The sequence below is a fragment of the Candidatus Baltobacteraceae bacterium genome (assembly GCA_036559195.1).
Classification (GTDB): domain Bacteria; phylum Vulcanimicrobiota; class Vulcanimicrobiia; order Vulcanimicrobiales; family Vulcanimicrobiaceae; genus JALYTZ01.
The window spans coordinates 1-20,307 of the sequence record DATBTN010000035.1 but is presented as its reverse complement, the minus strand read 5'-3'; the positions used below and the strand labels follow the sequence as shown (position 1 = coordinate 20,307).

At 63.2% G+C, this 20,307-nt stretch carries 21 protein-coding genes; 12 read left to right on the top strand and 9 right to left on the bottom strand.

Annotated features, from left to right (window positions below):
• Positions 1–26: 26 nt before the first annotated feature.
• Genes nadC through nadA form a run of 3 tightly spaced genes read right to left on the bottom strand, consistent with a single transcriptional unit; the run spans position 27 to position 3,416 of the window.
• The gene (gene nadC, locus VIG32_03950; protein ID HEY8297158.1) at positions 27–872 is read right to left on the bottom strand and encodes a carboxylating nicotinate-nucleotide diphosphorylase; all 846 of its coding nucleotides are present in this window, start codon (positions 870–872) and stop codon (positions 27–29) included.
• Positions 865–2,394 carry an L-aspartate oxidase gene (locus tag VIG32_03945; protein HEY8297157.1) on the bottom strand — a complete coding sequence of 510 codons (1,530 nt, stop codon included), beginning with the start codon at positions 2,392–2,394 and terminating at the stop codon, positions 865–867. Before VIG32_03945 ends, nadC begins: the two co-directional genes overlap by 8 nt.
• Complete coding sequence (nadA, locus tag VIG32_03940) at positions 2,391–3,416, bottom strand: quinolinate synthase NadA (GenBank protein ID HEY8297156.1); 1,026 nt, start codon at positions 3,414–3,416, stop codon at positions 2,391–2,393. The genes VIG32_03945 and nadA overlap by 4 nt, the downstream gene beginning before the upstream one ends.
• 192 nt (positions 3,417–3,608) lie before the next feature.
• Between nadA and VIG32_03935 the strand changes: the two genes are divergently transcribed.
• The 3 genes from VIG32_03935 to VIG32_03925 are packed head-to-tail and all read left to right on the top strand — an operon-like array spanning position 3,609 to position 5,182.
• On the top strand, positions 3,609–4,157 hold the full coding sequence (locus tag VIG32_03935) for a peroxiredoxin (GenBank protein ID HEY8297155.1): 549 nt from the start codon (positions 3,609–3,611) through the stop codon (positions 4,155–4,157).
• 11 nt (positions 4,158–4,168) lie between these two features.
• Positions 4,169–4,651, top strand: a complete 483-nt coding sequence (locus tag VIG32_03930; GenBank protein HEY8297154.1) for a TlpA disulfide reductase family protein — start codon at positions 4,169–4,171, stop codon at positions 4,649–4,651.
• Positions 4,652–4,696: 45 nt separating this feature from the next.
• The gene (locus VIG32_03925; protein ID HEY8297153.1) at positions 4,697–5,182 is read left to right on the top strand and encodes a hypothetical protein; all 486 of its coding nucleotides are present in this window, start codon (positions 4,697–4,699) and stop codon (positions 5,180–5,182) included.
• On the opposite strand, the gene VIG32_03920 is transcribed toward VIG32_03925, so the two are convergent.
• On the bottom strand, positions 5,179–7,899 hold the full coding sequence (locus VIG32_03920) for an adenylate/guanylate cyclase domain-containing protein (GenBank protein ID HEY8297152.1): 2,721 nt from the start codon (positions 7,897–7,899) through the stop codon (positions 5,179–5,181). The two genes, VIG32_03925 and VIG32_03920, sit on opposite strands and share 4 nt — an antisense overlap.
• 105 nt (positions 7,900–8,004) lie before the next feature.
• On the opposite strand from VIG32_03920, the gene VIG32_03915 reads away from it, so the two are divergent.
• From VIG32_03915 to VIG32_03895, 5 genes are all read left to right on the top strand, one after another.
• A complete protein-coding gene (locus VIG32_03915) occupies positions 8,005–10,215 on the top strand; it encodes a hypothetical protein (GenBank protein HEY8297151.1) in 2,211 nt (736 codons plus the stop codon).
• 47 nt (positions 10,216–10,262) lie between these two features.
• Entirely contained in the window at positions 10,263–12,254 is a 1,992-nt protein-coding gene (locus tag VIG32_03910) for an oligopeptide transporter, OPT family (protein HEY8297150.1), read from the top strand.
• Positions 12,255–12,532: 278 nt separating this feature from the next.
• Positions 12,533–12,748: a cupin domain-containing protein gene (locus VIG32_03905; protein HEY8297149.1), complete on the top strand. Its 216-nt coding sequence runs from the start codon at positions 12,533–12,535 to the stop codon at positions 12,746–12,748.
• 211 nt (positions 12,749–12,959) lie between these two features.
• Complete coding sequence (locus tag VIG32_03900; protein HEY8297148.1) at positions 12,960–13,382, top strand: VOC family protein; 423 nt, start codon at positions 12,960–12,962, stop codon at positions 13,380–13,382.
• A gap of 27 nt (positions 13,383–13,409) precedes the next feature.
• Positions 13,410–13,652, top strand: a complete 243-nt coding sequence (locus VIG32_03895) for a DUF2277 domain-containing protein (protein HEY8297147.1) — start codon at positions 13,410–13,412, stop codon at positions 13,650–13,652.
• Positions 13,653–13,678: 26 nt separating this feature from the next.
• On the opposite strand, the gene VIG32_03890 is transcribed toward VIG32_03895, so the two are convergent.
• Entirely contained in the window at positions 13,679–14,194 is a 516-nt protein-coding gene (locus VIG32_03890) for a tetratricopeptide repeat protein (protein ID HEY8297146.1), read from the bottom strand.
• 80 nt (positions 14,195–14,274) lie between these two features.
• Here VIG32_03890 and VIG32_03885 point away from each other — a divergent pair, with 80 nt between their 5' ends.
• Both VIG32_03885 and VIG32_03880 read left to right on the top strand, forming a co-directional pair.
• Positions 14,275–14,583, top strand: a complete 309-nt coding sequence (locus tag VIG32_03885; GenBank protein HEY8297145.1) for a helix-turn-helix domain-containing protein — start codon at positions 14,275–14,277, stop codon at positions 14,581–14,583.
• Positions 14,580–15,035, top strand: coding sequence for an SRPBCC family protein (locus VIG32_03880; protein ID HEY8297144.1), 456 nt, complete (start codon positions 14,580–14,582; stop codon positions 15,033–15,035). Before VIG32_03885 ends, VIG32_03880 begins: the two co-directional genes overlap by 4 nt.
• A gap of 3 nt (positions 15,036–15,038) precedes the next feature.
• Here VIG32_03880 and VIG32_03875 read toward each other — a convergent pair whose 3' ends face one another.
• The gene (locus tag VIG32_03875; GenBank protein HEY8297143.1) at positions 15,039–15,680 is read right to left on the bottom strand and encodes a helix-turn-helix domain-containing protein; all 642 of its coding nucleotides are present in this window, start codon (positions 15,678–15,680) and stop codon (positions 15,039–15,041) included.
• A 96-nt stretch (positions 15,681–15,776) separates the two neighbouring features.
• Between VIG32_03875 and VIG32_03870 the strand changes: the two genes are divergently transcribed.
• Positions 15,777–16,256, top strand: a complete 480-nt coding sequence (locus VIG32_03870) for a VOC family protein (GenBank protein ID HEY8297142.1) — start codon at positions 15,777–15,779, stop codon at positions 16,254–16,256.
• Positions 16,257–16,258: 2 nt separating this feature from the next.
• On the opposite strand, the gene VIG32_03865 is transcribed toward VIG32_03870, so the two are convergent.
• Together VIG32_03865 and VIG32_03860 are read right to left on the bottom strand one after the other, a co-directional pair.
• Complete coding sequence (locus tag VIG32_03865; GenBank protein HEY8297141.1) at positions 16,259–16,741, bottom strand: GNAT family N-acetyltransferase; 483 nt, start codon at positions 16,739–16,741, stop codon at positions 16,259–16,261.
• An 18-nt stretch (positions 16,742–16,759) separates the two neighbouring features.
• Positions 16,760–17,755, bottom strand: a complete 996-nt coding sequence (locus VIG32_03860) for an aldo/keto reductase (GenBank protein ID HEY8297140.1) — start codon at positions 17,753–17,755, stop codon at positions 16,760–16,762.
• Positions 17,756–17,904: 149 nt separating this feature from the next.
• Between VIG32_03860 and VIG32_03855 the strand changes: the two genes are divergently transcribed.
• The gene (locus VIG32_03855) at positions 17,905–18,609 is read left to right on the top strand and encodes a hypothetical protein (GenBank protein ID HEY8297139.1); all 705 of its coding nucleotides are present in this window, start codon (positions 17,905–17,907) and stop codon (positions 18,607–18,609) included.
• A gap of 424 nt (positions 18,610–19,033) precedes the next feature.
• Here the strand turns inward: VIG32_03855 and VIG32_03850 are convergent.
• On the bottom strand, positions 19,034–20,307 hold a 1,274-nt coding region (locus VIG32_03850; protein HEY8297138.1), incomplete at its 5' end, for a ComEC/Rec2 family competence protein.

Below are 20,307 nucleotides of genomic sequence, written 5' to 3'. Positions count from 1 at the left end.
GGCTCCCGGTCTGTCGAGTCGGCCGGCTACAGCTCGATATCCAGGCCGAGATCGAGTGCGGGCGCCGAGTGCGTGATCCAGCCGCTGGAGATCAGGTCGACGCCGCTCGCGGCGATGGCCACGATTTTTTCGGCAGTGATCGTGCCGGACGCTTCGGTGAGCACCCGGCCGGCGACGAGGGCGACGGCTTCGCGCAACTGCTCGGGCGACATATTGTCGAGCAGCACTGCGTCGACGTGCGTCTCGAGCGCCTCACGCAGCTGCGCGAGCGTGTCGACTTCGACTTCGATTTTCACCAGGTGACCCGCATTCGCGCGGCAGGCCGCAACCGCGGCCGCGATCGAACCGGCGAGCGCGAGGTGATTGTCCTTGACGAGCACCGCATCGTCGAGACCGAATCGGTGGTTGCTGCCGCCGCCGCAACGCACGGCGTATTTTTCCAACACGCGCAGACCGGGCGTGGTCTTGCGCGTGCAGACGATCTGGGCGCGATACGCGCTAACGAGATCGACGAGCGTGCGCGTCGCGCTCGCGATTCCGCTTAAATGACAGAGCATGTTGAGCGCGGTGCGCTCGCCGGTGAGCAGCGCACGGGCGGAGCAGTTCACGACGGCGACCGTACCGCCGGCCGGCGCGCGATCCCCATCGACCACGATCGTTTCGAATTCGACGGTCGGATCGAGGAGCGCAAACGCGGTGCGCGCCGCATCGAGGCCGGCGATTACTCCGGTTTGGCGTGCGACGATCCTCGCGCGAGCGCGCCGGCCGGCCGGTACGATGGAATCGGTCGTGATGTCCGCGCCGTGCCCGAGATCTTCGAGCAGCGCGGCGCGCACGATCGGCTCGACGTGCAGGCTCGCTACCTTAAGCAACGCTATGCAGTTTCATGAACGACCGTTTCGCCAACGTTTCATCGGGTTCCGGATAATCGCTGCGGTAGTGGCTGCCGCGGCTCTCCTTGCGCGCGAGGGCGGCCTGCGCGACCAATCGGCCGACCGTGAGGAGGTTGCGTAGTTCGCTGCTCTGCGCGGCGTGGTTCGCATCGAGCGCGGCAATTCGGCCGAGAGCGGCCTCCAGGCCCCGCGCGTCGCGAATCAATCCGACGTTGGCGTGCATGACGTGCCGCAGATCGCTGACCGCTTGCGCGCAATCGCTGCCGGACCGGCGTACCGGCGCGGCGTTTGAGACGATCGCCCGATACGCGGGCGCAACGGTTGCCGCAACGTCGCGCGCTACCCGCGCCGCGTAGACGAGCGCTTCGAGCAGCGAGTTGCTCGCGAGACGATTCGCACCGTGAACGCCGCTCGCACTGGCTTCGCCGCACGCCCATAAGCCGGGCACCGACGTGCGTCCCCATTCGTCCACGGCGATGCCGCCCATGTAGTAATGCGCCGCCGGCGCGACCGGCATCGCAATCGTGCGCGGATCGATGCCGGAGGCCATACACGATGCGAAAACCGTTGGAAAGCGTTGCGCGAACGCCTCGCCGATGCTCTCGCGAGCGTCGAGACTCACGTCGCGGCCGCTGCGCTGTTGTTCGAAGATCGCGCGTGCGACGACGTCGCGCGGTGCGAGTTCGGCATCCGGATGCAGTTCGAGCATGAAGCGTTCGCCGAGATCGTTGCGTAAGATCGCACCTTCGCCGCGAATGGCTTCGGTCACGAGCGGCATGGGGTCGCGCCCGATCGCGAGTGCGGTGGGGTGAAACTGTACGAACTCCATATCGCCGAGCATCGCGCCGGCGCGCGCGGCCATCGCGATACCGTCGCCGGTGGCCTCGACCGGATTGGTCGTATAGCGATAGAGCCGGCCGATTCCGCCGGTCGCGAGGATGGTCGCACCGGCCTCGAAGGCCGCCGTTTCGCCCGAGGCGGCGTCGTGCGCCACGACGCCGGCAACGCGGCCGTCGCGCATCAGAAGATCGTCGGCGATCGCGCCTTCGACGATTCTCACGTGAGGATTCGCGCGCACGGCGGCGATGAGCGTCTTGAGAATCTCGTGGCCGGTCGCGTCGCCGCCGGCTTTGACGATGCGCCGCCGATTGTGTGCGGCTTCGCGCCCGAGCGCGAGCTCGCCGTTGGCCGTCCGATCGAACCGCGCGCCGAGTTCGAGCAACTCGTCGACGCGCGCCGGCGCGTCGCGCGCCACAATTTCAACGATCGCTTCGTCCGAGAGACCGGCGCCCGCGCGTTGGGTATCGATCTTATGGAGATCGGGTGAATCGTCGGGACCCATCGCCGCTGCGATTCCGCCTTGCGCCCACTCCGTTGCGGCTCCGCTTCCGAGGCGCGTCTTGCAGAGAACGGTCACGCGCATCGGTGCGAGTTTCAGCGCCGCCATCAACCCGGCGATCCCGGCGCCCACGATCACGACGTCGGAGCGCGATGCGTTCATGACGGCTGCTTACCGTACTCCAACATGCGCTCGACCGCCGCGCGAGCGCGCCCGGCGACCTGCGGATCGATCGTGATTTCGTACTGCATCGTCTGCAGCGTCGTCAGAATCTTCGGCAGCGTGTTGCGCTTCATATGCGGGCAGAGGTTGCACGGGCGAACGAATTCCAATTGCGGGAAATTCCCGGCGACGTTGCTGGCCATCGAGCACTCGGTGATCATCACGATGCGCGGCTTTACGGGCGCGCCGGCGGCGCGAGCGACGTAATCGATCATGCCTTGGGTCGATCCGACGAAGTCCGCCTCCGCGAGCACGTCGGGCGGACACTCGGGGTGCGCGAGTACGACGAGCGATGCGTCGTCCTCGCGAAAGCGGCGGATCTCGTTTGCGGTAAAGCGCTCGTGCACTTCGCAGTGACCCTTCCAGGCGATGATCTCGACGTTGGTTTGGGAGGCGACGTACTTTGCGAGATACTCGTCGGGGAGAAAGATGACGCGATCCACGCCTAAGGCATTGACGATCTTCACCGCGTTGCCGCTCGTGACGCAAACGTCGGACTCCGCTTTAACCTCCGCCGACGTGTTGACGTAGGTAACGACCGGCACGCCCGGATATTTTTCGCGCAGCAGCCGAACGTCGGCGCCGGTAATCGATTCGGCGAGCGAACAGCCAGCGCGCAGGTCGGGGACCAGGACCGTTTTCTGCGGGCTGACGAGCTTCGCGGTTTCGGCCATGAAATGCACGCCGCAGAGCACGATGACGTCGGCGTCGGTCTTTGCGGCCTCGATGGCGAGCCCGAGCGAGTCGCCGACGATATCGGCCACCGTGTGGAAAATCTCCGGCACCTGATAGTTGTGCGCCAGAATGACGGCGTTGCGCTCGCGCTTGAGGCGATTGATGGCGGCGACGTACGGTGCGTGGATCGGCCACTCGACCGGGGGAATGATGTGCGCGACGCGCTCGAAGATCGGCGACGTCTCGGCTTCCACCTCGGGAGTGTAGGGTAGTTCGAGTACGCTCATTTCAGCAGTCGGGAGGGTTGCGGTAAGAGGCCGGGCGGACCTGCCCGGCCGTTCCCTCCTTAGAAAACGCGCCGGCGCCCTCGGGATGCGCCACATGGGCTTTGTGGTGAAAGTCGTTTTCACTCTGAGGCTTCTTGGCTAGACTAGGCTTCGTAACCCTCAGTCGATAGAGAAAGTGGAAAGCGATTCATGTTGGCACAGGTAGGTAAAGCTGCCCCGGATTTCAAGCTGCCCAGCACCAAGGGCGCGACCGGCGCAAAGGATCTCGGCAAAGAGATCAAGCTCGCGGACTACCGCGGCAAATGGCTGGTGTTCTTCTTCTATCCGCTCGATTTTACGTTCGTTTGCCCGACGGAGATCACGGCGCTCTCGGATCGGTACGCCGAATTCAAAGATCTCGATGCCGAGGTCCTCGGCGCGTCGACGGACTCCGTGCACAGCCACTGGGCGTGGATCAATACGCCGAAAGAGAAAAACGGCATCGCCGGCCTGCAGTATCCGCTCGCTGCGGATTTCACGAAAGAAACGGCCCGCGCGTACGGCGTGCTCGATGAAGCCACGGGCGTCGCGCAACGTGGCCTCTTCATCATCGATCCGCAGGGCGTACTCAAGTATGCGGTCGTCACCGACGACAGCGTTGGCCGCAGCGTCGACGAGACGATTCGCGTCCTGCAAGCCCTTCAAACCGGCGGTCTCTGCCCGGCCGAATGGAAGCCCGGCAAGCAGCTGCTGACCGTCTAGTGGCCCTACGGATGCGCAGCCCCCTCCCATCGCTGGAGGGGGTTTCGAACTGGATCAACGGCCGGCCGAACAGCGACGAGCTGTACGGCCGGCCGGTGCTCGTTCACTTTTGGTCGATCAGTTGTTACATCTGCCACGACACGGTGGAACGAGTCAACGGCTGGCGCGACACGTACGCGGGCAAGGGGCTCGCGTTCGTCAGCGTTCATCAGCCGCGCTCGGAGGCCGAACTCGACGTCGCCGCGGTGACGAAAGATGCGCTCGAAGAGATGAAGATGACGCAGCCGTGCGCGATCGACAGCGAACACACGATCGTGGAACGGTTCGCCAACCAATTCGTGCCCGGCTACTACGTTTTCAACCGCAAGCACGAACTGCGTCACTTTCAAGCCGGCGACAAAGGCTACGACCGCATCGAAGCCGCGCTCGATCGCGTGCTCGACGAGCCGGCCGAAGAGAGCGCCGGCGCGTCGTTGGAGGGTTCGCAGGCATAGATCGCGCACGTCGTGGCGTGTAGACGCTTACGAGGTGGGTGCAAAATGATACGGACGAAGGCTATCGCGGCGTTGCTCGCCGGGGCCCTGTTGCTTAGTGCCTGCGGCGGCAACGATTCGAACGCTGCCCCGCAGCCGCTGCCGAAGATCGCCGGCGAGTATACCGGCACGGTGCAAGATAGCGCGAGCGGCGCGGGGACGACTGCCGTTACCTTTTCGCAAAGCGGCTCGTCGGTGGGCGGAACGCTCGCCATGACCTATGGGGCTGCGAAGATCGACAACGCGCTCGCGCTGACGATTTCGTCCGGCGGCGGATTAGCCGGAACCGCGCTCGCTACAATCAACAATGCGACGTGCGCGTTTCACTTCACCGGCACGTACGACGAAACGACCAATCGCGTAACCGGATCGTACGCGGCGGCGAGCGGGTGTGCCGGACAGACCGGCACGTACGTCCTCGACCGGCAATGCACCGATCCGGTGCTGAATTCGGATCGCCGGCGAACGCTCGGAGGCGCGGTCCCCTGTTAGACTGCGGCGGCTTGCGCTAGCGCCTGCTCTTCCGGCCACCCCGCCCCTTCGGCGAAGCATGCCTGCAGTTCGCGCTCGTCGAGGCTTCGGCGAAGTGAGTCCACGAGATCGTCTTGAATGCGCGCGTCACTGGCTACCGGCTGCCAGTCGAGTTCCCCCAGCCGGGCGCGCGCGTAGCCGAATAGTCGCGCCGCACCAAGCGGATCGCTACGGTTCGCGAGCACCGCGAGGTATGCGATCGCAAGCGACGTGAGAATCGGATGCGAGATGCCGGCAGCTAAAGCAAACGCTTCGCGCACGATGCCCGCAGCGCGTTCGTAGTCGCCAAGGGCAAGCCCGTAGCCGGCTGCGTTCGAGAGTACGAACGGCTTTTCGGCGGGGCCGACGATCTGCAGCGCTTCGTTTGAGAGATCGATCGCCCGTGCGAAACAGCCGGCGACGCTTTCGGAGTCGGCCCACCAAAGGAGGGCGCGTCCCGTTTCGTCGTCGCGGCCGAGATCGCGAAATAGCGCGACGCTTTCGGCAAACTGCGCGCGGGCCGTTTCGATATCGTCGGCTCCCAGTGAAAAAGCGCAGCGCTGCAACGTCGCGGCTAGTAAGCGCCGGTCACCCGTTTCGCGGGCGCGCGCGAGCGCCTCGATGGCGAGCGCGGCGGCTTCGCCGTAGCGAGCTTGGCGCCCGTACTGTTGCGCCAATTGCGAGAGCGCGCGCGTCAGGCCGCGAGCGTCGTTCGTTTGGCGATAAAGCGCGACCGATCGCTCGACGTTTTCCAGCGCTTTGCGCAGATCCATCTGATTGTTGTAGAGCATCGAGAGGCCGTACCGTAATCGGGCTTCGATCGCGCGATCCACGGTGGGCCGCGACTCGAGAGCTTTTTCACACCAGCCGATCGCCTCGCGCAATAGCGAGAGCCGCATGAAAATGGGCACGACGTCCGCCGCCATCTGCGCGCCCAGCGCACCGTCGCGGTCTCGCTCCAGCGTCGCCGCGAGAGCGGATCGAAAGTTATCGAGTTCGGGCCGCAATGCGGCGAGCCAGCCGGGTCCGGGGGCGATATCCCACTCTGCGTAGGCGGCGCCCGCGAGGCCGGAAAAAAATTCGGCATGGCATTGCGAAAGCCAGCGGCTCTCGCCCGACTTGTCGACCCGCTCGCGCGCGTATCGCTGGATCGATTCCAGCAGATGATAGCGGTGAGGCGCCTCGCCGGCGTCGGCAACGACGAGCGATTTGTCGACCAGCGATGAGAGGAGATCGAGCGCGGCCCATTCGTCGAGTGCGTCGTTCTCGCAGACCGCCGCGGCGGCCGCGAGCGTGAATCCGCCCGTAAAAACGGCCAGGTGGCGAAAGAAGCTCCGATCGGTGTCGTCCAGCAGTTCGTAGCTCCAGTCGATCAATGCCCAGAGCGTTTGGTGGCGCGGCTGCGCGGCGCGATCGCCGCCGCGCAGCACGCGAAATCGCTCCTCGATACGCCGCGAAAGATCGTCGAGCGAGTGCGTGCGCAAGCGCGATGCCGCAAGTTCGATGGCGAGCGCGATCCCATCGAGGTGACCGCAGATCTCCGCTACCTTTGCATCGTTCGAATCGTCGAGCGAGAACCCGGGGCTTGCCGTCTGCGCGCGCTCGACGAAGAGCCGCAGGCTTTCGCGATCGGGCAACGGCGATACGCGATAGACGCGTTCTCCGCCGACGTTGAGCGCTTCCCGGCTGGTTGCGAGTATCGTTACTTGCGAGGCGCATTCGAGAATCGCCGCCGCGATTCGCGCGGCCTCCGCAACGACGTGCTCGCAGTTGTCGAAGACCAGCAGCAGGCGGCGATCCTTCAGATAGTCCAGGAGCGCGTCGAGCGGCGGCCGGTCGACATGCTGCGAGACTCCGAGCACGGCGGCGATCGTACCGGCGACGATCGCGGGATCGGCGACCGGCGCCAGATTGACGAACCACGCGCCGCCGTCCATATCGTCGAGCAGCTCGGCCGCGACTTGAAGCGCGAGCCGCGTCTTGCCGACGCCTCCGGTACCGGCGATCGTCACGAGGGGGGCACTGCGCTGCAGCTCTTTGATGCAGTCGATGTCGTCGCCGCGCCCAATGAAGCTCGTGCTTTGGCGAGGCAGATTGTTGGGGACGGCATCGAGCGATCGCAGCGCCTTGAACTCCGATTGCAAGCCGGGCGCGATCAGCTGATAGACACGTTCGGGCGTCGTGAGATCCTTCAGGCGAAACACGCCCAACGGCCGCAGGGCGATCTCCGGCTCGAGCGTCCCCTCGATGAGTTCGGCTGCGATTGCGGAGAGCAGTACCTGCCCGCCGTGCCCGGTAGCCAACAATCGAGCGACGCGGTTGACCGCGGGACCAAAGTAATCGCCGGAGCGTTCGTCGGCGTCGCCGACGTGGATCGCCATGCGCACGCGCAGGCCCTTCACGGCGGACCAGTCGACTGCCGCCAGGGTTCGCTGGGCGTATAATGCCGCTTCCAGCGCGTCTCGCGCCCTTGCGAACGTCGCGCAGAACGCATCGCCGACGGTCTTGAAGACGTATCCTCGATGCGCTTCGATCGCCGAGCGCATCAGGGTGTCGTGCCGATGCACCGCCGACTGCATTGCGTCCCGGCCGGCCTCCCAACGAGCCGTGCTGCCTTCGATATCCGAAAACAAAAAAGCGACGGTGCCCGAAGGCGGCACCGGCGAACGGCGGCTAACAAGGTCCGGATCGGCCGGCATGGCCTGAAGTTCGACGGACCCGCTGCCGTCCATTGCCGGAATTTTGATGCAAGTTTGACGGCCGCCACGAAACATAACTATTAATTCTTTGGTAGGCTGGCTATCATGATTTTCCGACGCGCATGCGCCGCCGCTATTCTGGGTCTCGCAGTTCTCGCGACGATCGTCCCCGCCGATGCGTCGACCGATCACAACGCGCACTTCACTGCGGTTCGAGCGGTCTCGCCGCCGCCGCTTGAGGCCGACCTGTCCTCCCCGATTTGGCAGACGGCGCTCAAGGCCACCGGCTGGTACGATTTTACGACCAAGGCGCCTGCGCCGCTGCAGACGACCGCGTATCTTCTGTACGACGACAAGAATCTGTACGTCGGCATCTACGCGCAACAGGCCGGCACGCCGATCGTCGCCCCGCAAACCGTCGACAACGCGGGCGTGCTCACCGACGACCACGTCTCGTTCTCGTTCGACACCTCGGGCGGCGGTTCGCGCGTCTATTCGTTCAAGGTCAATCCGCACGGCGTACACGACGAGACCTCCAGCGAGAACGCGCGCTACGCGCCGCCGTGGACGAGTCTCGCGAAAGTGCTTCCCAATGGCGACTACGTTGTCGTCATGGTGATTCCGCTCTCGATCATTCGAGCCCAAAGCTCCCCGGTGCAGACGTGGCGCTTCAATTTCGTGCGCTTCGTTGCGGGAACCAACGAAGAGTACACGTGGGCTTACGACCCCACGCAGACCGACGTCGGATCCGCGCAATTTTGGCCGACGCTCGACGGGATTCGGATTCCCGTCACGGCCGCTCGGCCGCGTCCGCACGCCGACGTGTATGCGTTGGGCAGCGCCGGCGGCGACAACGGCCGATTTCAGAACGGCATCGGAAGCTTCCAATCGACGCGGCAACGCAACGTCGGGCTCGATCTCACCTATCCATTTACGAACACGCTGGCGTTCGTGGGGACGATAAACCCCGACTTCTCGAACGTCGAACAAGACCAGACTACCATCGCGCCGCAAGAGTTCCAGCGCAATCTTTCCGAGTATCGCCCGTTCTTCGCGCAAGGATCGAGCTATATCAACGCGCTGCCGAACATTTCGATCAACGCGCCGGCGGACTCACTTTTTTACACGCCGTCGATCGGCATATTCGATCGCGGGTTTAAGGTCGAGGGAACCTCAGGCCGCGGCTCCATCGGAGCGCTCAATACGATTGGGAATTCGCTGTACGCCGGCCGTCTCGACGACACCGCCTTCGGGTACGCCTACAGGGTTCCGGACAACTCGTTTACAGCCGCCGTCGAAGGCGTGCTGGCCAATCACGACGGCGACGCGCGCTGCGGCGGAGTCCGCTGCAACGACGATACCTACGGCATTTCTTTGCTCGCGTCCAACCCACGCAACGGTGCGTTGACGGTTTTGAGAATGGCGACCGAGCATGGGTCGCTCGTGACCGCGCCGGGAGAATCGAACAACGTGTTGCTCACGGAGGGCTTCCAGACGGCACGACTCTCCGGTGGCCTCGTGTATCGCGACGTCGGCCCGCAATACGCGCCGCTCGACGGATTCACGCTCATCAACGACATCCGCGGAACCCAAGGTTTCGTAAGCTACAATGGAACCGGCCGGGGTGCGATCAAGTCGTACAACGTGGGTATCGTCGGCGACCGGTTTCGCGACCGCTCCGGAAGGTTGCGTGAGGCCGATTACAGCGGCAACGTCTCGGTGACGTTCAAGAATCTGCTCTCGGTCAACTACTATCCCGGAACGTCGTTTCTCGCGTCTTACGATGCCCCGTATCCGGTTTACAGCGGGCGTCATCTGTTTGCCTACAATCAACCGACCGTGCAAGTCGGCTACAAAGACGGAACGCCGACGCCGATCGACGCATCGTATTCGCTCGGCTCGTTCGGGGGCGCGTTCGTGCAACAGCTCTCGGCATCCACGTCGCAGAAACTGGGACGCGGCGTCTACAGCGTGAGTCTCGAGTACGACGGCACGCTCGCGCGCGCGCTCGCCGGAATCCCGGCCGGGAATATCTTCGGATTCGTACCGGGCTACACGCTCGACTCGCAATGGCTGCGGCGCATCTCTTTGACGCGCTCGTTCGGAAAAGACGCGAGCCTCGCAATCGGATACCGCGCGATCAACGGCTACGGCGGATTTGCGGTTCCGGGTAAGGACCTTGCCGTGTCGTTTCATCGGCGCTTCCGCAATCAGGACGAACTCTACCTCGATTTCGGAACGCCGGCCTCGCCCAAGACGCTCAACCGCTTCATCGTGAAATACGTCTTTCACACCGGCGGCGCTTCGGGAACCTGATCGCCGGCCCTGCATGACAAGGCGTGCGGCGGGCGAAAGAGGGCGCGATGGAACTTGGTTTGCAAGCTCGCCCGACGTCTGCGACTGCCGATCGACGGGTCGAACTGACCATTCGCGGTCTCATCCTCGGAGCCGCAATCACGCTGATCTTTACGGCGGCGAACGTCTACCTCGGGCTGAAAGTCGGGTTGACGTTCGCGTCGTCGATTCCCGCAGCGGTCATTTCGATGGCCGTGCTGCGCGCATTTAAGAACGCGAGCATCTACGAGAATAACATCGTGCAAACGGTAGCTTCGGCGGCCGGCACGCTTTCGTCGATTATCTTCGTTCTTCCGGGACTGGTGATGATCGGCTGGTGGAGCGGTTTCCCGTTCTGGCAATCGTTCGGCATTTGCGCGATCGGCGGAATCCTCGGCGTGATGTACACGGTTCCGCTGCGTCGCGCGCTGGTGACGCAATCGGATTTGCCGTATCCCGAGGGCGTGGCCGCCGCCGAGGTTCTCAGAGTCGGTTCCGGCGCTCGCGATCTCGCCGAGAATAAAGCGGGCTTGCTCGTGCTCACGGTTTCATCGGTGGTGTCGGCACTCTTTGCCGCCATCGTCGCCGCGCGCGTCTTTACCGCCGAAGTCGCCACGTATTTTCGCGTCGGTTCGTCGGCGACCGGCATGGGAGTCGCGCTCTCGATGGCGCTCATCGGTGCGGGGTATTTGATCGGACTCTCCGTCGGTATCGCTATTCTCGTGGGGCTCGTTATCGCTTGGGGTATCGCGACGCCGGTTCTGACGGCGATGCATCCGGCGGCGGGTCCGGCAGCCGCAGTCGCCACCGCCGTGTGGTCGCAGAAAGTTCGCTTTATCGGCGCCGGCGCGATCGGCATTTCCGCTATCTGGACGCTCGGACGACTCGCGCGGCCGGTGTGGGGCGGCGTACTCTCCGCGATCGCCGCATCGCGTCCGATGGGCGCCGCGGAGCGCGCGGAACTTCCGCGCACCGAACGCGATATTCCGATCGGACTCGTCGCGCTCATTAGCGTGCTGTGCCTGGCTCCGCTGGCGCTGTTGTTGGCGTCCTTTCTTTCGGGCGGCGTGCTCGGTTCGCTCATCGTTCCGCTCGTGATCGGCGCCATCGTCTACATCGTGATCGCCGGATTTCTGGTCGCCGCGGCGTGCGGATACATGGCGGGGTTGATCGGCTCGTCGAACAGCCCGGTCTCGGGATTGGCGATTCTCGCCGTCATCGGCGCATCGCTGTTGCTGCTGGTCGTCGTACGGCATGCGAACGCGGCGGCGGGGCACGCGCTGGTCGCTTACGCCTTGTTTGTTACGGCCGTTTTGGTTGCGGTCGCAACGATCGCAAACGACAACCTGCAAGACCTAAAAACCGGCCAACTCGTCGACGCAACGCCGTGGCGGCAGCAGGCGGCACTCATCGTGGGCGTGGTGGTCGGCGCGATCGTCATCCCGCCGATTCTCGATCTGCTCAATCGCGCGTACGGTTTTGCCGGCGCGCCGGTCGTGCACGGCTCCGGCGCCGCCGTCGCGCAGGCGTTGCCCGCACCGCAAGCGACGCTGATCTCGGCGCTCGCAAAGGGTGTTATTCAAGGGAAGATCGACTGGGGCTTGATCGGCGCCGGCGTGATCATTGGATTGTTCGTTATCCTCGTCGACGAAGCGTTGCGGCGCACCGGGAAATTCCAATTGCCGCCGTTGGCGGTCGGCCTCGGTATCTATCTTCCCGCCTCCACGACCGGGCCGGTCGTCATTGGAGCGGTCCTGGGCTGGGCCTATACGCGCTGGGTAAAGAACGATGCGAACGGCGACGTTGCGAAGCGACTCGGCGTGCTGATCGCGTCGGGCCTGATCGTCGGCGAGAGCATATTCGGCGTTTTCCTCGCGGCGCTCATCGTGTTTACCGGCAAGGCGACGCCGCTGGCGGTCGTCGGCGACGGATTCGCCGTTCCCGCGACCGTGTTAGGCGTGATCGCTTTCGTTCTTGCCAACCTCGGTCTCTTCGCATGGTCTCGCCGGCTGGCGCGCTAGTCCGCGCGAAATTCACCATCGATTTGCCAAACATTAATGGTTCGGGTTCGCGGATCGCCGTATAGTTAAAGTCTCTCGATGCCAAACGGCATCGGGCAGAGTTTGTTGTGAAATAGGTGATCACCATGGCAACGACCCTCCAAAGAGCCGAATCAAAAAGCCTTAACGCAGCGGAAGAGACGCGGGAATTCCCCAAAGGAAAGCTCGAGCTCGTCACCGTCGGCGGAGCCCTCATCGGACGCGCGACGTTCCAACCCGGTTGGAAGTGGTCCGAGAGCGTGAAACCGATTGCAAAGACGGAGTCCTGCCAAGCGCCGCATTTGGGATACGTCATTTCCGGGCGTATGACCGCAGTGACCGACGACGGCACGACGTTACACTTCAAACCGGGCGACGCAATGGCGTTGCCGCCGGGACACGATGCGTGGATCGAAGGTAACGACCCGTGCGTCGTCGTCGACTTCACGGGATTCGCAGACTACGCAAAACAGTAGACATTTCCGCGCGTAACACAAAACTAAGTCGCCCCCCTCACCTTGTCGAAGCACGAGCTTGTCGAAGCACGGGCGCGCCAAACGGGGCCGGCGACTTCTTTTTGCGGCACGATCGGAATAAGAACTTGTTTTTAAGGATGGCACTTGCTTTAAAAAAGTGATGTGCTATACTTGCGATACCTCCGATTACAACGCATAAGGGAGAAACCGTATGACGACCACCACGCTCCAATTCAGCCCCTATATTTTCTTTTACGGACGCTGCGAAGAAGCGCTCGATTTCTACAAGAGCGCCATCGGCGGAACGTACGAAATGCAGCGGTTTGAGGGCTCGCCCATGGCCGAGGGCATGCCCGCCGGCGACGGCAACAAAGTCATGCACTCCACCTTCAAGGGCCCAGGGTTTACGTTTATGGCCTCGGACGGCCCCGACACCAAAAAGATCGATCCGGAAACCGGCAATATCACGCTTTGTCTGACGGCGCCCGATGCGGCCGAGGGCGAGCGCGTTTTCAACGCCCTCTCGAACGGAGGCAAGGTCAAGGTGGCGTTTTCAGACGCGCCTTGGGGAGCCGGGAAGTTCGGGGTGTTCGACGATCGGTTCGGAATCGAGTGGATGGTGACCGCGGACTAACGAGGCGCCCCGCGCTATACTAACGACATGTGCCGAAGCATCCGTATCCTGTTCAACTCCGATCCGCCCGCAACCGAAGACGAGATCCGGGCGGCTTCGCTTCAGTTCGTTCGCAAGCTCTCCGGTTTTGCGAAACCCTCGCACGCGAACGGAGCGGCGTTCGATCGCGCGGTCGACGACGTCGCGGCCGTGGCGCGAGGACTGATGGAGTCGCTCGTGACCTCCGCCGCGCCGCGCGACCGCAAGCGGTTACCAGGCGCGCGAGCCTAACGCCGCGCGCCAAATTCGTTGGCTGGTTAAAAGGTCGGGGATTCTGCGATCAGGTCTTGCGCGTAGCGGGCCAGCGATCTGTTATACCGCGGCAAGTACGCGGAGAGCGCGGTGAGCGCGACGGAAACGGCCTCGCGCTCGCGCCCGGCGTCGACGAGTGCTAACGCGAGGAAACCTCTGACCGCTCCATCCAATGCGTCCGATCCCGCATCGAGTTCGGCCGCGAGCAGCGCTACTGCGGCTTGCGGGTCGCCCAGATTTCGACGCGAGCTGGCCAGCTGAACGATCGCGCGCCGGCGGCGCTCCGCGCTCAAGCCTGCCTGCAACGCAGCCTCGTACAGGGGCACTGCGAGATCGGGATGGCCGGTGGAATCGCGCGCTCCGGCCCGCTCGAAAAATCCGATAGCGCTCCCCGGCGGCAACTCGGCGGCTAGCGCGTCCATCAGGGCGATGAACTCGCTCTCGGAGTGGTCGTCGATAGCGGCCCAAAGTACTTCCAGACGCTTTTCCCAAGCGGCATGCGCGTTGTTCTCATCGTTCACTTCGGGATTGTACCGCCGGCGTCGGAGGGGTCCTTCCGGCAACTTGACATGTGACCATATGGTCACCTATAATGCGGAAAGTGGACGCAGTCTTCAAGGCGCTGGCCGACCCGAACCGGCGCGAACTCCTGGACCAGCTCTTCAAGCGCGACGGACAGACGCTCGGCGAACTTTGCGAGTATTTGGACATGTCGCGATTCGGCGCGATGAAGCACCTGCGCATACTGGAAGACGCGCAACTCGTTGTGACGCGTCGCGTCGGGCGCGAAAAATTTCACTACTTAAACCCGGTGCCCATTCAACGCGTGTACGATCGATGGGTCAGCAAATACGCTGCCGGGGTGGCAAAGACACTATCAACGCTAAAAGACACATTGGAGAAACGATGAGCCAAGAAGTACGCCACGTCTATCAAGTGTATATCCGCACCACGGCGGAAACGTTGTGGGATGCCATTACGAATCCCGAGGTAACCGAGAACTATTTCTTTGGAGGCAGGTTCGAATCGGACTGGCGAGCCGGATCGCCGCTGGTTCTGCGGGATCCATCGGATAACGAGATCATGCTCGACAACACCGTGATCGCCGCCGATAAGCCGCATAAGATCGTTCACACGTTCAAGCCGGGCGGCGCGACGAGCGAACCGTCTCGCGTGACCTGGGAAATCAAACCCGTGGGTGAGGTCTGTTTACTCGAGGTGACGCACGAGTTCGACGACGCGAATTCGCCCGACGTGGCGGGAACTCAGAACGGCTGGCCGATCGTGCTCTCGGGCCTCAAAACGTACCTCGAGACCGGCGCGCGGCTGAACGTCCCGATGCCGAGCGCCGCCGGCGCTTAAGCGCTAAATCTGGAACGTTTGCGCGAAGGTCGTCAGCAGCTTTGGATCGCCGGTGATGCTGACGACCTTCTTTTTCAAAGCCTCTTGCGGCGTAATCTCGCGCGCCATCAGCGCGCGGATTCCGGGCCCGGCTACGATGATCAGGTCGGGCTTGGGTAACGGTCCGCGGCCGACGGTCACCGTGCGGTTTCGCACCTGCGCGTTCACGACGATCTCGCCGAGGCGCAGTTCGTAATTTACGCTGCCGCGCGCCGCCGATTCTGGACGGAAGGTGGAGAGCAGCGCCGTCGCCATCGAATCCTCGGTCACGATCTCGTCGCGGCGCGGATCCCCCAGGCGTTTGGCGCCCCAGCGCCCGAGCGCGATGACCGGCTCTTCGAGTTCGCGGCCCACTTCGGTCAGCTCGTACACGATTGCGTTGGAGGGGCGCGGCACGACCGCGCGCACGACGACGCCCGATTCTTCTAGTTCCTTGAGCCTGGCCGTTAAAATATTGCTCGGGATGCCGGGCAGGCCGCGCTGTAGATCGCTAAAGCGCTTGGGGCCGACGAGCAGGTCGCGAACGATAAGCAACGCCCAGCGCTCGCCGACGACTTCGAGCGCTCTTGAGAATCCGCAGTATTGACCGTAAGTCCGTGCCGGCACGCTACCAGTATAGTATAAACTTGCATCTTTGCATACTGCTTGTCTTTAGCAAGCGCATGCGCTATAATGCCCCGTACCGGAAAGTGAGGCCGCGCTATGCAAAAGATCGTCCCGTTCCTGTGGTTTGAGAACAAGGCCGAAGAGGCCGCGCATTTTTACGTGTCGATCTTTAAGAACTCAAAGATCGAAGATATCAGCCGCTATGGAGACGCCGGCCCCGGACCGAGCGGTTCGGTGATGGTTGTGGAGTTTCAACTAGACGGGCAAGATTTTATGGCGATCAACGGCGGCGAATCGCCTGCGCTTGCCGGCCCGGCGGCGATCGCGCTATTCGTGAATTGCGAAACGCAGCCCGAACTCGACACCCTGTGGGAGAAGCTCTCCGAAGGCGGTGAGATTCTCCAATGCGGCTGGCTGCGCGACAAGTACGGCTTTTCGTGGAACATCGTTCCCGTGGGTTTGGGCGACGTGCTGGGCGGCCCCGATCCCGTCAAATCGCAGCGCGCGATGAAGGCGATGCTCCAGATGAAAAAGCTCGACATCGATGCGCTAAAAGAAGCGTACGCCGGCGGATAGGTTTATAGAAGCCGGAGCTGCATAAAGGTTGGCGAGGCGTATTCCACCTCGCCATACGGGTCGCATCGCTGGAATCCAAGCGCGAGATATAGCGTGTAGGCGGCGCGCAAACGCTCGCGATCGGTGTCGAGCACGACCCGGCTGTGCCCGCGCCGGCGCGCGACGTCGATAAGGCCGGCGAGCAAAGCGCGTGCGACGCCCAGTTTTCGATACGATGGCTTGACGTAAAGTCTTTGAATTACTCCGGTCGATGCATCGAGTGGAATCAAGGCGACGCAGCCCGCGGGTGCGTCCTCAACCGTGGCGACGAAGAGCGCGTTCGGCGGCCCATAGTTGCGGCGCAGATTCTCGAGTTCGCGTTGCAGCGCCGCATGTCGAAGTTCCGCCGGCAGGGCGTTCTCATACTCGACGACCAGGTCGCGAAACGCGCGAAAATCCCGCGCACTCCCGACGAGCCGGATGCGTGCGCTCGCCTTCGATTGCAAAGCGTTCTTCGCTCCCGTCTACCGATCGATCATCTTCATCTGCGGGTCGCTATAGCGCGGGCCTGCGACCTTATCCGGCGCGAGGGCCGCGTCGAGTTCGGCCATCTCCCCGGCGCCGAGCATCACGCTAGCCGCGCCGACGTTCTCTTCCAAGTAACTCCGCCGTTTCGTACCGGGAATCGGCACGATATCCGGACCCTTGTTCAGCAACCACGCGAGCGCGATCTGCCCCGGCGTCGCATTCTTCCGCGACGCAATCTCGCGCACGGCGTTGGCCGCACTCACGTTCGCGTCGAAATTCGCACCTTGGTAGCGGGGATCGTTGCGGCGAAAATCTCCCTCGGGATACTCCTCCGCGCGCTTTACTGCGCCGGTGAGAAAACCGCGCCCGAGCGGTGAAAACGGCACGAGGCCGATGCCGAGTTCGCGCAAGAGTGGAATGATGTGCGGCTCGAGGTTGCGCTCCCATAGCGAATACTCGCTTTGCAGCGCCGCGATGGGGTGCGCGGCGTGCGCGCGCCGGATCGTTTGCTCGCCGGCTTCCGATAAGCCGAGGAAACGAACCTTGCCTTCGCGCACGAGCTCGGCCATCGCGCCGACCGTTTCCTCGATCGGAACGGCGGGATCGACGCGGTGCTGATACAGCAAGTCGATGCGATCGGTCGCGAGCCGCCGCAGCGATCCAAGGACGGCTTCCCGCACGTGTTCGGGCCGGCTATCCAGCCCCACGATGCCGCCTTCGCCAAAACGAAAGCCGAATTTCGTTGCGATGACGACGTCGTCGCGCCGGCCGCGCAGCGCTCGACCAAGCAGTTCCTCGTTGGTGTACGGCCCGTACGCCTCGGCGGTATCGAAAAACGTCACGCCAAGATCGATCGCACGATGGACCGTCGCAATGGACTCCCGTTCGTCGCGCTCCTCCGGGCTGCCGTAGGACTGACTCATCCCCATGCACCCCAGGCCAAGTGCGGAAACGGTGAGGCCCGGCGTCCCGAGCGTACGAGTACTCAACATAGATCGCTCCTTACCGGCGAATGTGTCACATGCCGTCGCCGCGGCCGCTTATCCCTGTGACTGCATTTCGGATGAGGTGGTTCCATTTGAACTATGCGCTAGGGCGCCACGTTTACGGCTTGGCTTCAATTGGTTTCGGCATCTGTGCCTTGGCGTGGCACGACATCAACAATTTGCAGCAGATCAAGGCGCTTGGGAACGGTCCTCACCACCAGGCGCTCACCGGCATTTTGGCGATCGTCGAAATCGCTGGAGGCGTAGCCGTGCAATGGCCGAGAACGGCCCGGGCCGGTGCCCTCGCCTTGGGCGCGATCTATGTGATCTTCGCTCTGCTGGCGCTACCGTCCATCGTCGCGCATCCGCTCGTCTACAACGGCTTCGGAAATTTCTTCGAACAATTCTCCTTAGCCTCGGGGGCCGCGATTCTCTATGCGTGTTCCGGGCCGATCGCTTCGGCCCGAACGACACGCTTGGCGCGGATCGCCTACTATGCGTTCGGCGTTTGCGTCGTCTCGTTCGCGTTGGAACAGCTCTTTTATCTCGCTGCGACGTCGAGTCTCGTTCCGAAATGGATTCCGCCGGGGCAAATGTTCTGGGCCGTGACAACCACCGTCGCGTTTGCTCTTGCCGCCATCGCTATGCTCGCGGGAATCGCCGCATTGCTTGCCGCTCGATTAACGACGGCAATGCTCCTGGGTTTCGGTTTGCTAGTGTGGGTGCCGGCGCTCTTTGCCGTTCCCCACAGTTTCGAGAACTGGTCCGAAGGCCTGGAAACGCTCGCGATCGCCGCATCGGCATGGATCGTCGCGGACTACCTCGTGCAACGCCGCCCGGCGCATTCTTCCCGCCGATGAATGGCAGGTCCGGCCCGATGAACGTCAGCGTCGCGCCATCGTCGGTGCGCCATACCGTGCCGGCACGCGGATAGACGATCGGAACGCGATCCGCGGCCCGACGTGGTCGCTTAAAAACCCGCGCTCACATCGCGACCCCTAGGCAATCTGCCGGTTCGAAGGGATGAGATGGAAGCTGGGGCGCTTCGATGGCGTCGACCGTCGACTCGATAACTCGAACGGCACCGGGTTCGATTCCCGGGCGCTCCAGCCGCGACAACGTTGCTGTTGCGGCGCTCCCGGCGATGTGCTATGTTCGGGTTGGGTTATCGAGTCGACACACACGTCGAAGCGCGCGAGGCGCCGCAGAAATGCGGCGCCTCGATCGTCTTCCTGGGCGCAACCGCTGCGCCGTGCTCGAGAACTGAGCTGTCGGCCCTGTCGCTCACCTTGACGAGGAATAGGCCTGCAGCCACATATCACGCATCGTTTCAAGTTGCACGGTTGTTCCATTTGTAGTAACCGTCGCAGCCGCATCTTCATCCGTTCGATAGATGCGAGCGCCTGCGTTCTCAAGCGTCTCTATCGTTGAGGGCGCCGGGTGGCCGAAGAGATTGTGCCGGCCGACCGAAACAATCGCGTATCGTGGGTTGACGGCCGCGATGAATGTAGGTGATGAGCTGTAAGCGCTGCCGTGATGCCCGACTTTCAATACCTCTGCATGAAGGTTAACACCCTCGTTTAAGAAACGCTGCTCTGCTGCAACGCCGGCGTCGCCTGTGAACAGCATGCGGAAGTGCCGGTACTCTAGCATAAACGCGATCGAGTTGTCGTTGATGGCATTCTTCCCGGCGATGAATGGCAACGATGGCCCGATAAACGTCAGCGTCACGCCATCGTCGGTACGCCATACCGTGCCCGCACGCGGATAGACGATCGGAACGCGCTCCGCGGCAGCCGTATCGAGGCAGTCGTGGTACGCGTGTCCGCCGTACACTTGTCCGCTGTCGGCAATCTCGGCGACGCGGATCTTGCGCAACACGGGGGCGCATCCCCCAACGTGATCGCCGTGCGGATGCGATAGAAGGAGCGCGTCGAGATGGTGGATGCCGCTGCGGAGTAGAAACGGAACGACCACGCGCTCGCCGATGCGCTCGGCGCTGGAGTCTCCCGGGCGCGGCGCGCCGCGTTCGAGGCGGCCGCCCCCGTCCACGAGTAACGCGTGGCCGCCCGGCGTTTGAATGACGATCGAATCGGCCTGGCCGACATCGAGGACCGTTACGCGCAACCGATGATCCGGCACGCGCGGCGGCGCGATCACGGCGATTGCCGCCAGCGCGAGTGCCGATAGTGCGGCGCGTCGCCGGCCCATTCGCCAGAGCGAGGCGCCGCCGACCACCGCCGCTTCGTAGCATGCGATCGCCCACGACGGCGCGGGAGTGACTGGAATCGACGAACCCGGAAGCGACGCTACGGCGTGCACGCTTGCGGTCATCCACGCAAAGAGCCAAGCGTTGATATTGGCAACGCCCTGTGCGAGCGGCGCTACCGGGCTTAAAAGAAGTTGAACGAAGCCGAGGAGCATCGTCGCACCGACGGCGGGTACGACCGCCAGGTTCGCCAGCACCGCGTAAGGCGAGAACGTGTTGAAGATTGCCGCCGTCAACGGCCACGTTCCCAACTGCGTCGCGATCGTGAGCGTAACGCCTTCGCGGACGC

What these genes read in the sequence shown, in the direction of transcription:
- VIG32_03945 (HEY8297157.1), bottom strand. Translation starts at nt 2,394, where the DNA reads ATGAACGCATCGCGCTCCGACGTCGTGATCGTGGGCGCCGGGATCGCC.
- nadA (HEY8297156.1), bottom strand. Translation starts at nt 3,416, where the DNA reads ATGAGCGTACTCGAACTACCCTACACTCCCGAGGTGGAAGCCGAGACG.
- VIG32_03930 (HEY8297154.1), top strand. Translation starts at nt 4,169, where the DNA reads ATGCGCAGCCCCCTCCCATCGCTGGAGGGGGTTTCGAACTGGATCAAC.
- VIG32_03925 (HEY8297153.1), top strand. Translation starts at nt 4,697, where the DNA reads ATGATACGGACGAAGGCTATCGCGGCGTTGCTCGCCGGGGCCCTGTTG.
- VIG32_03920 (HEY8297152.1), bottom strand. Translation starts at nt 7,899, where the DNA reads ATGCCGGCCGATCCGGACCTTGTTAGCCGCCGTTCGCCGGTGCCGCCT.
- VIG32_03915 (HEY8297151.1), top strand. Translation starts at nt 8,005, where the DNA reads ATGATTTTCCGACGCGCATGCGCCGCCGCTATTCTGGGTCTCGCAGTT.
- VIG32_03910 (HEY8297150.1), top strand. Translation starts at nt 10,263, where the DNA reads ATGGAACTTGGTTTGCAAGCTCGCCCGACGTCTGCGACTGCCGATCGA.
- VIG32_03900 (HEY8297148.1), top strand. Translation starts at nt 12,960, where the DNA reads ATGACGACCACCACGCTCCAATTCAGCCCCTATATTTTCTTTTACGGA.
- VIG32_03895 (HEY8297147.1), top strand. Translation starts at nt 13,410, where the DNA reads ATGTGCCGAAGCATCCGTATCCTGTTCAACTCCGATCCGCCCGCAACC.
- VIG32_03880 (HEY8297144.1), top strand. Translation starts at nt 14,580, where the DNA reads ATGAGCCAAGAAGTACGCCACGTCTATCAAGTGTATATCCGCACCACG.
- VIG32_03870 (HEY8297142.1), top strand. Translation starts at nt 15,777, where the DNA reads ATGCAAAAGATCGTCCCGTTCCTGTGGTTTGAGAACAAGGCCGAAGAG.
- VIG32_03860 (HEY8297140.1), bottom strand. Translation starts at nt 17,755, where the DNA reads ATGTTGAGTACTCGTACGCTCGGGACGCCGGGCCTCACCGTTTCCGCA.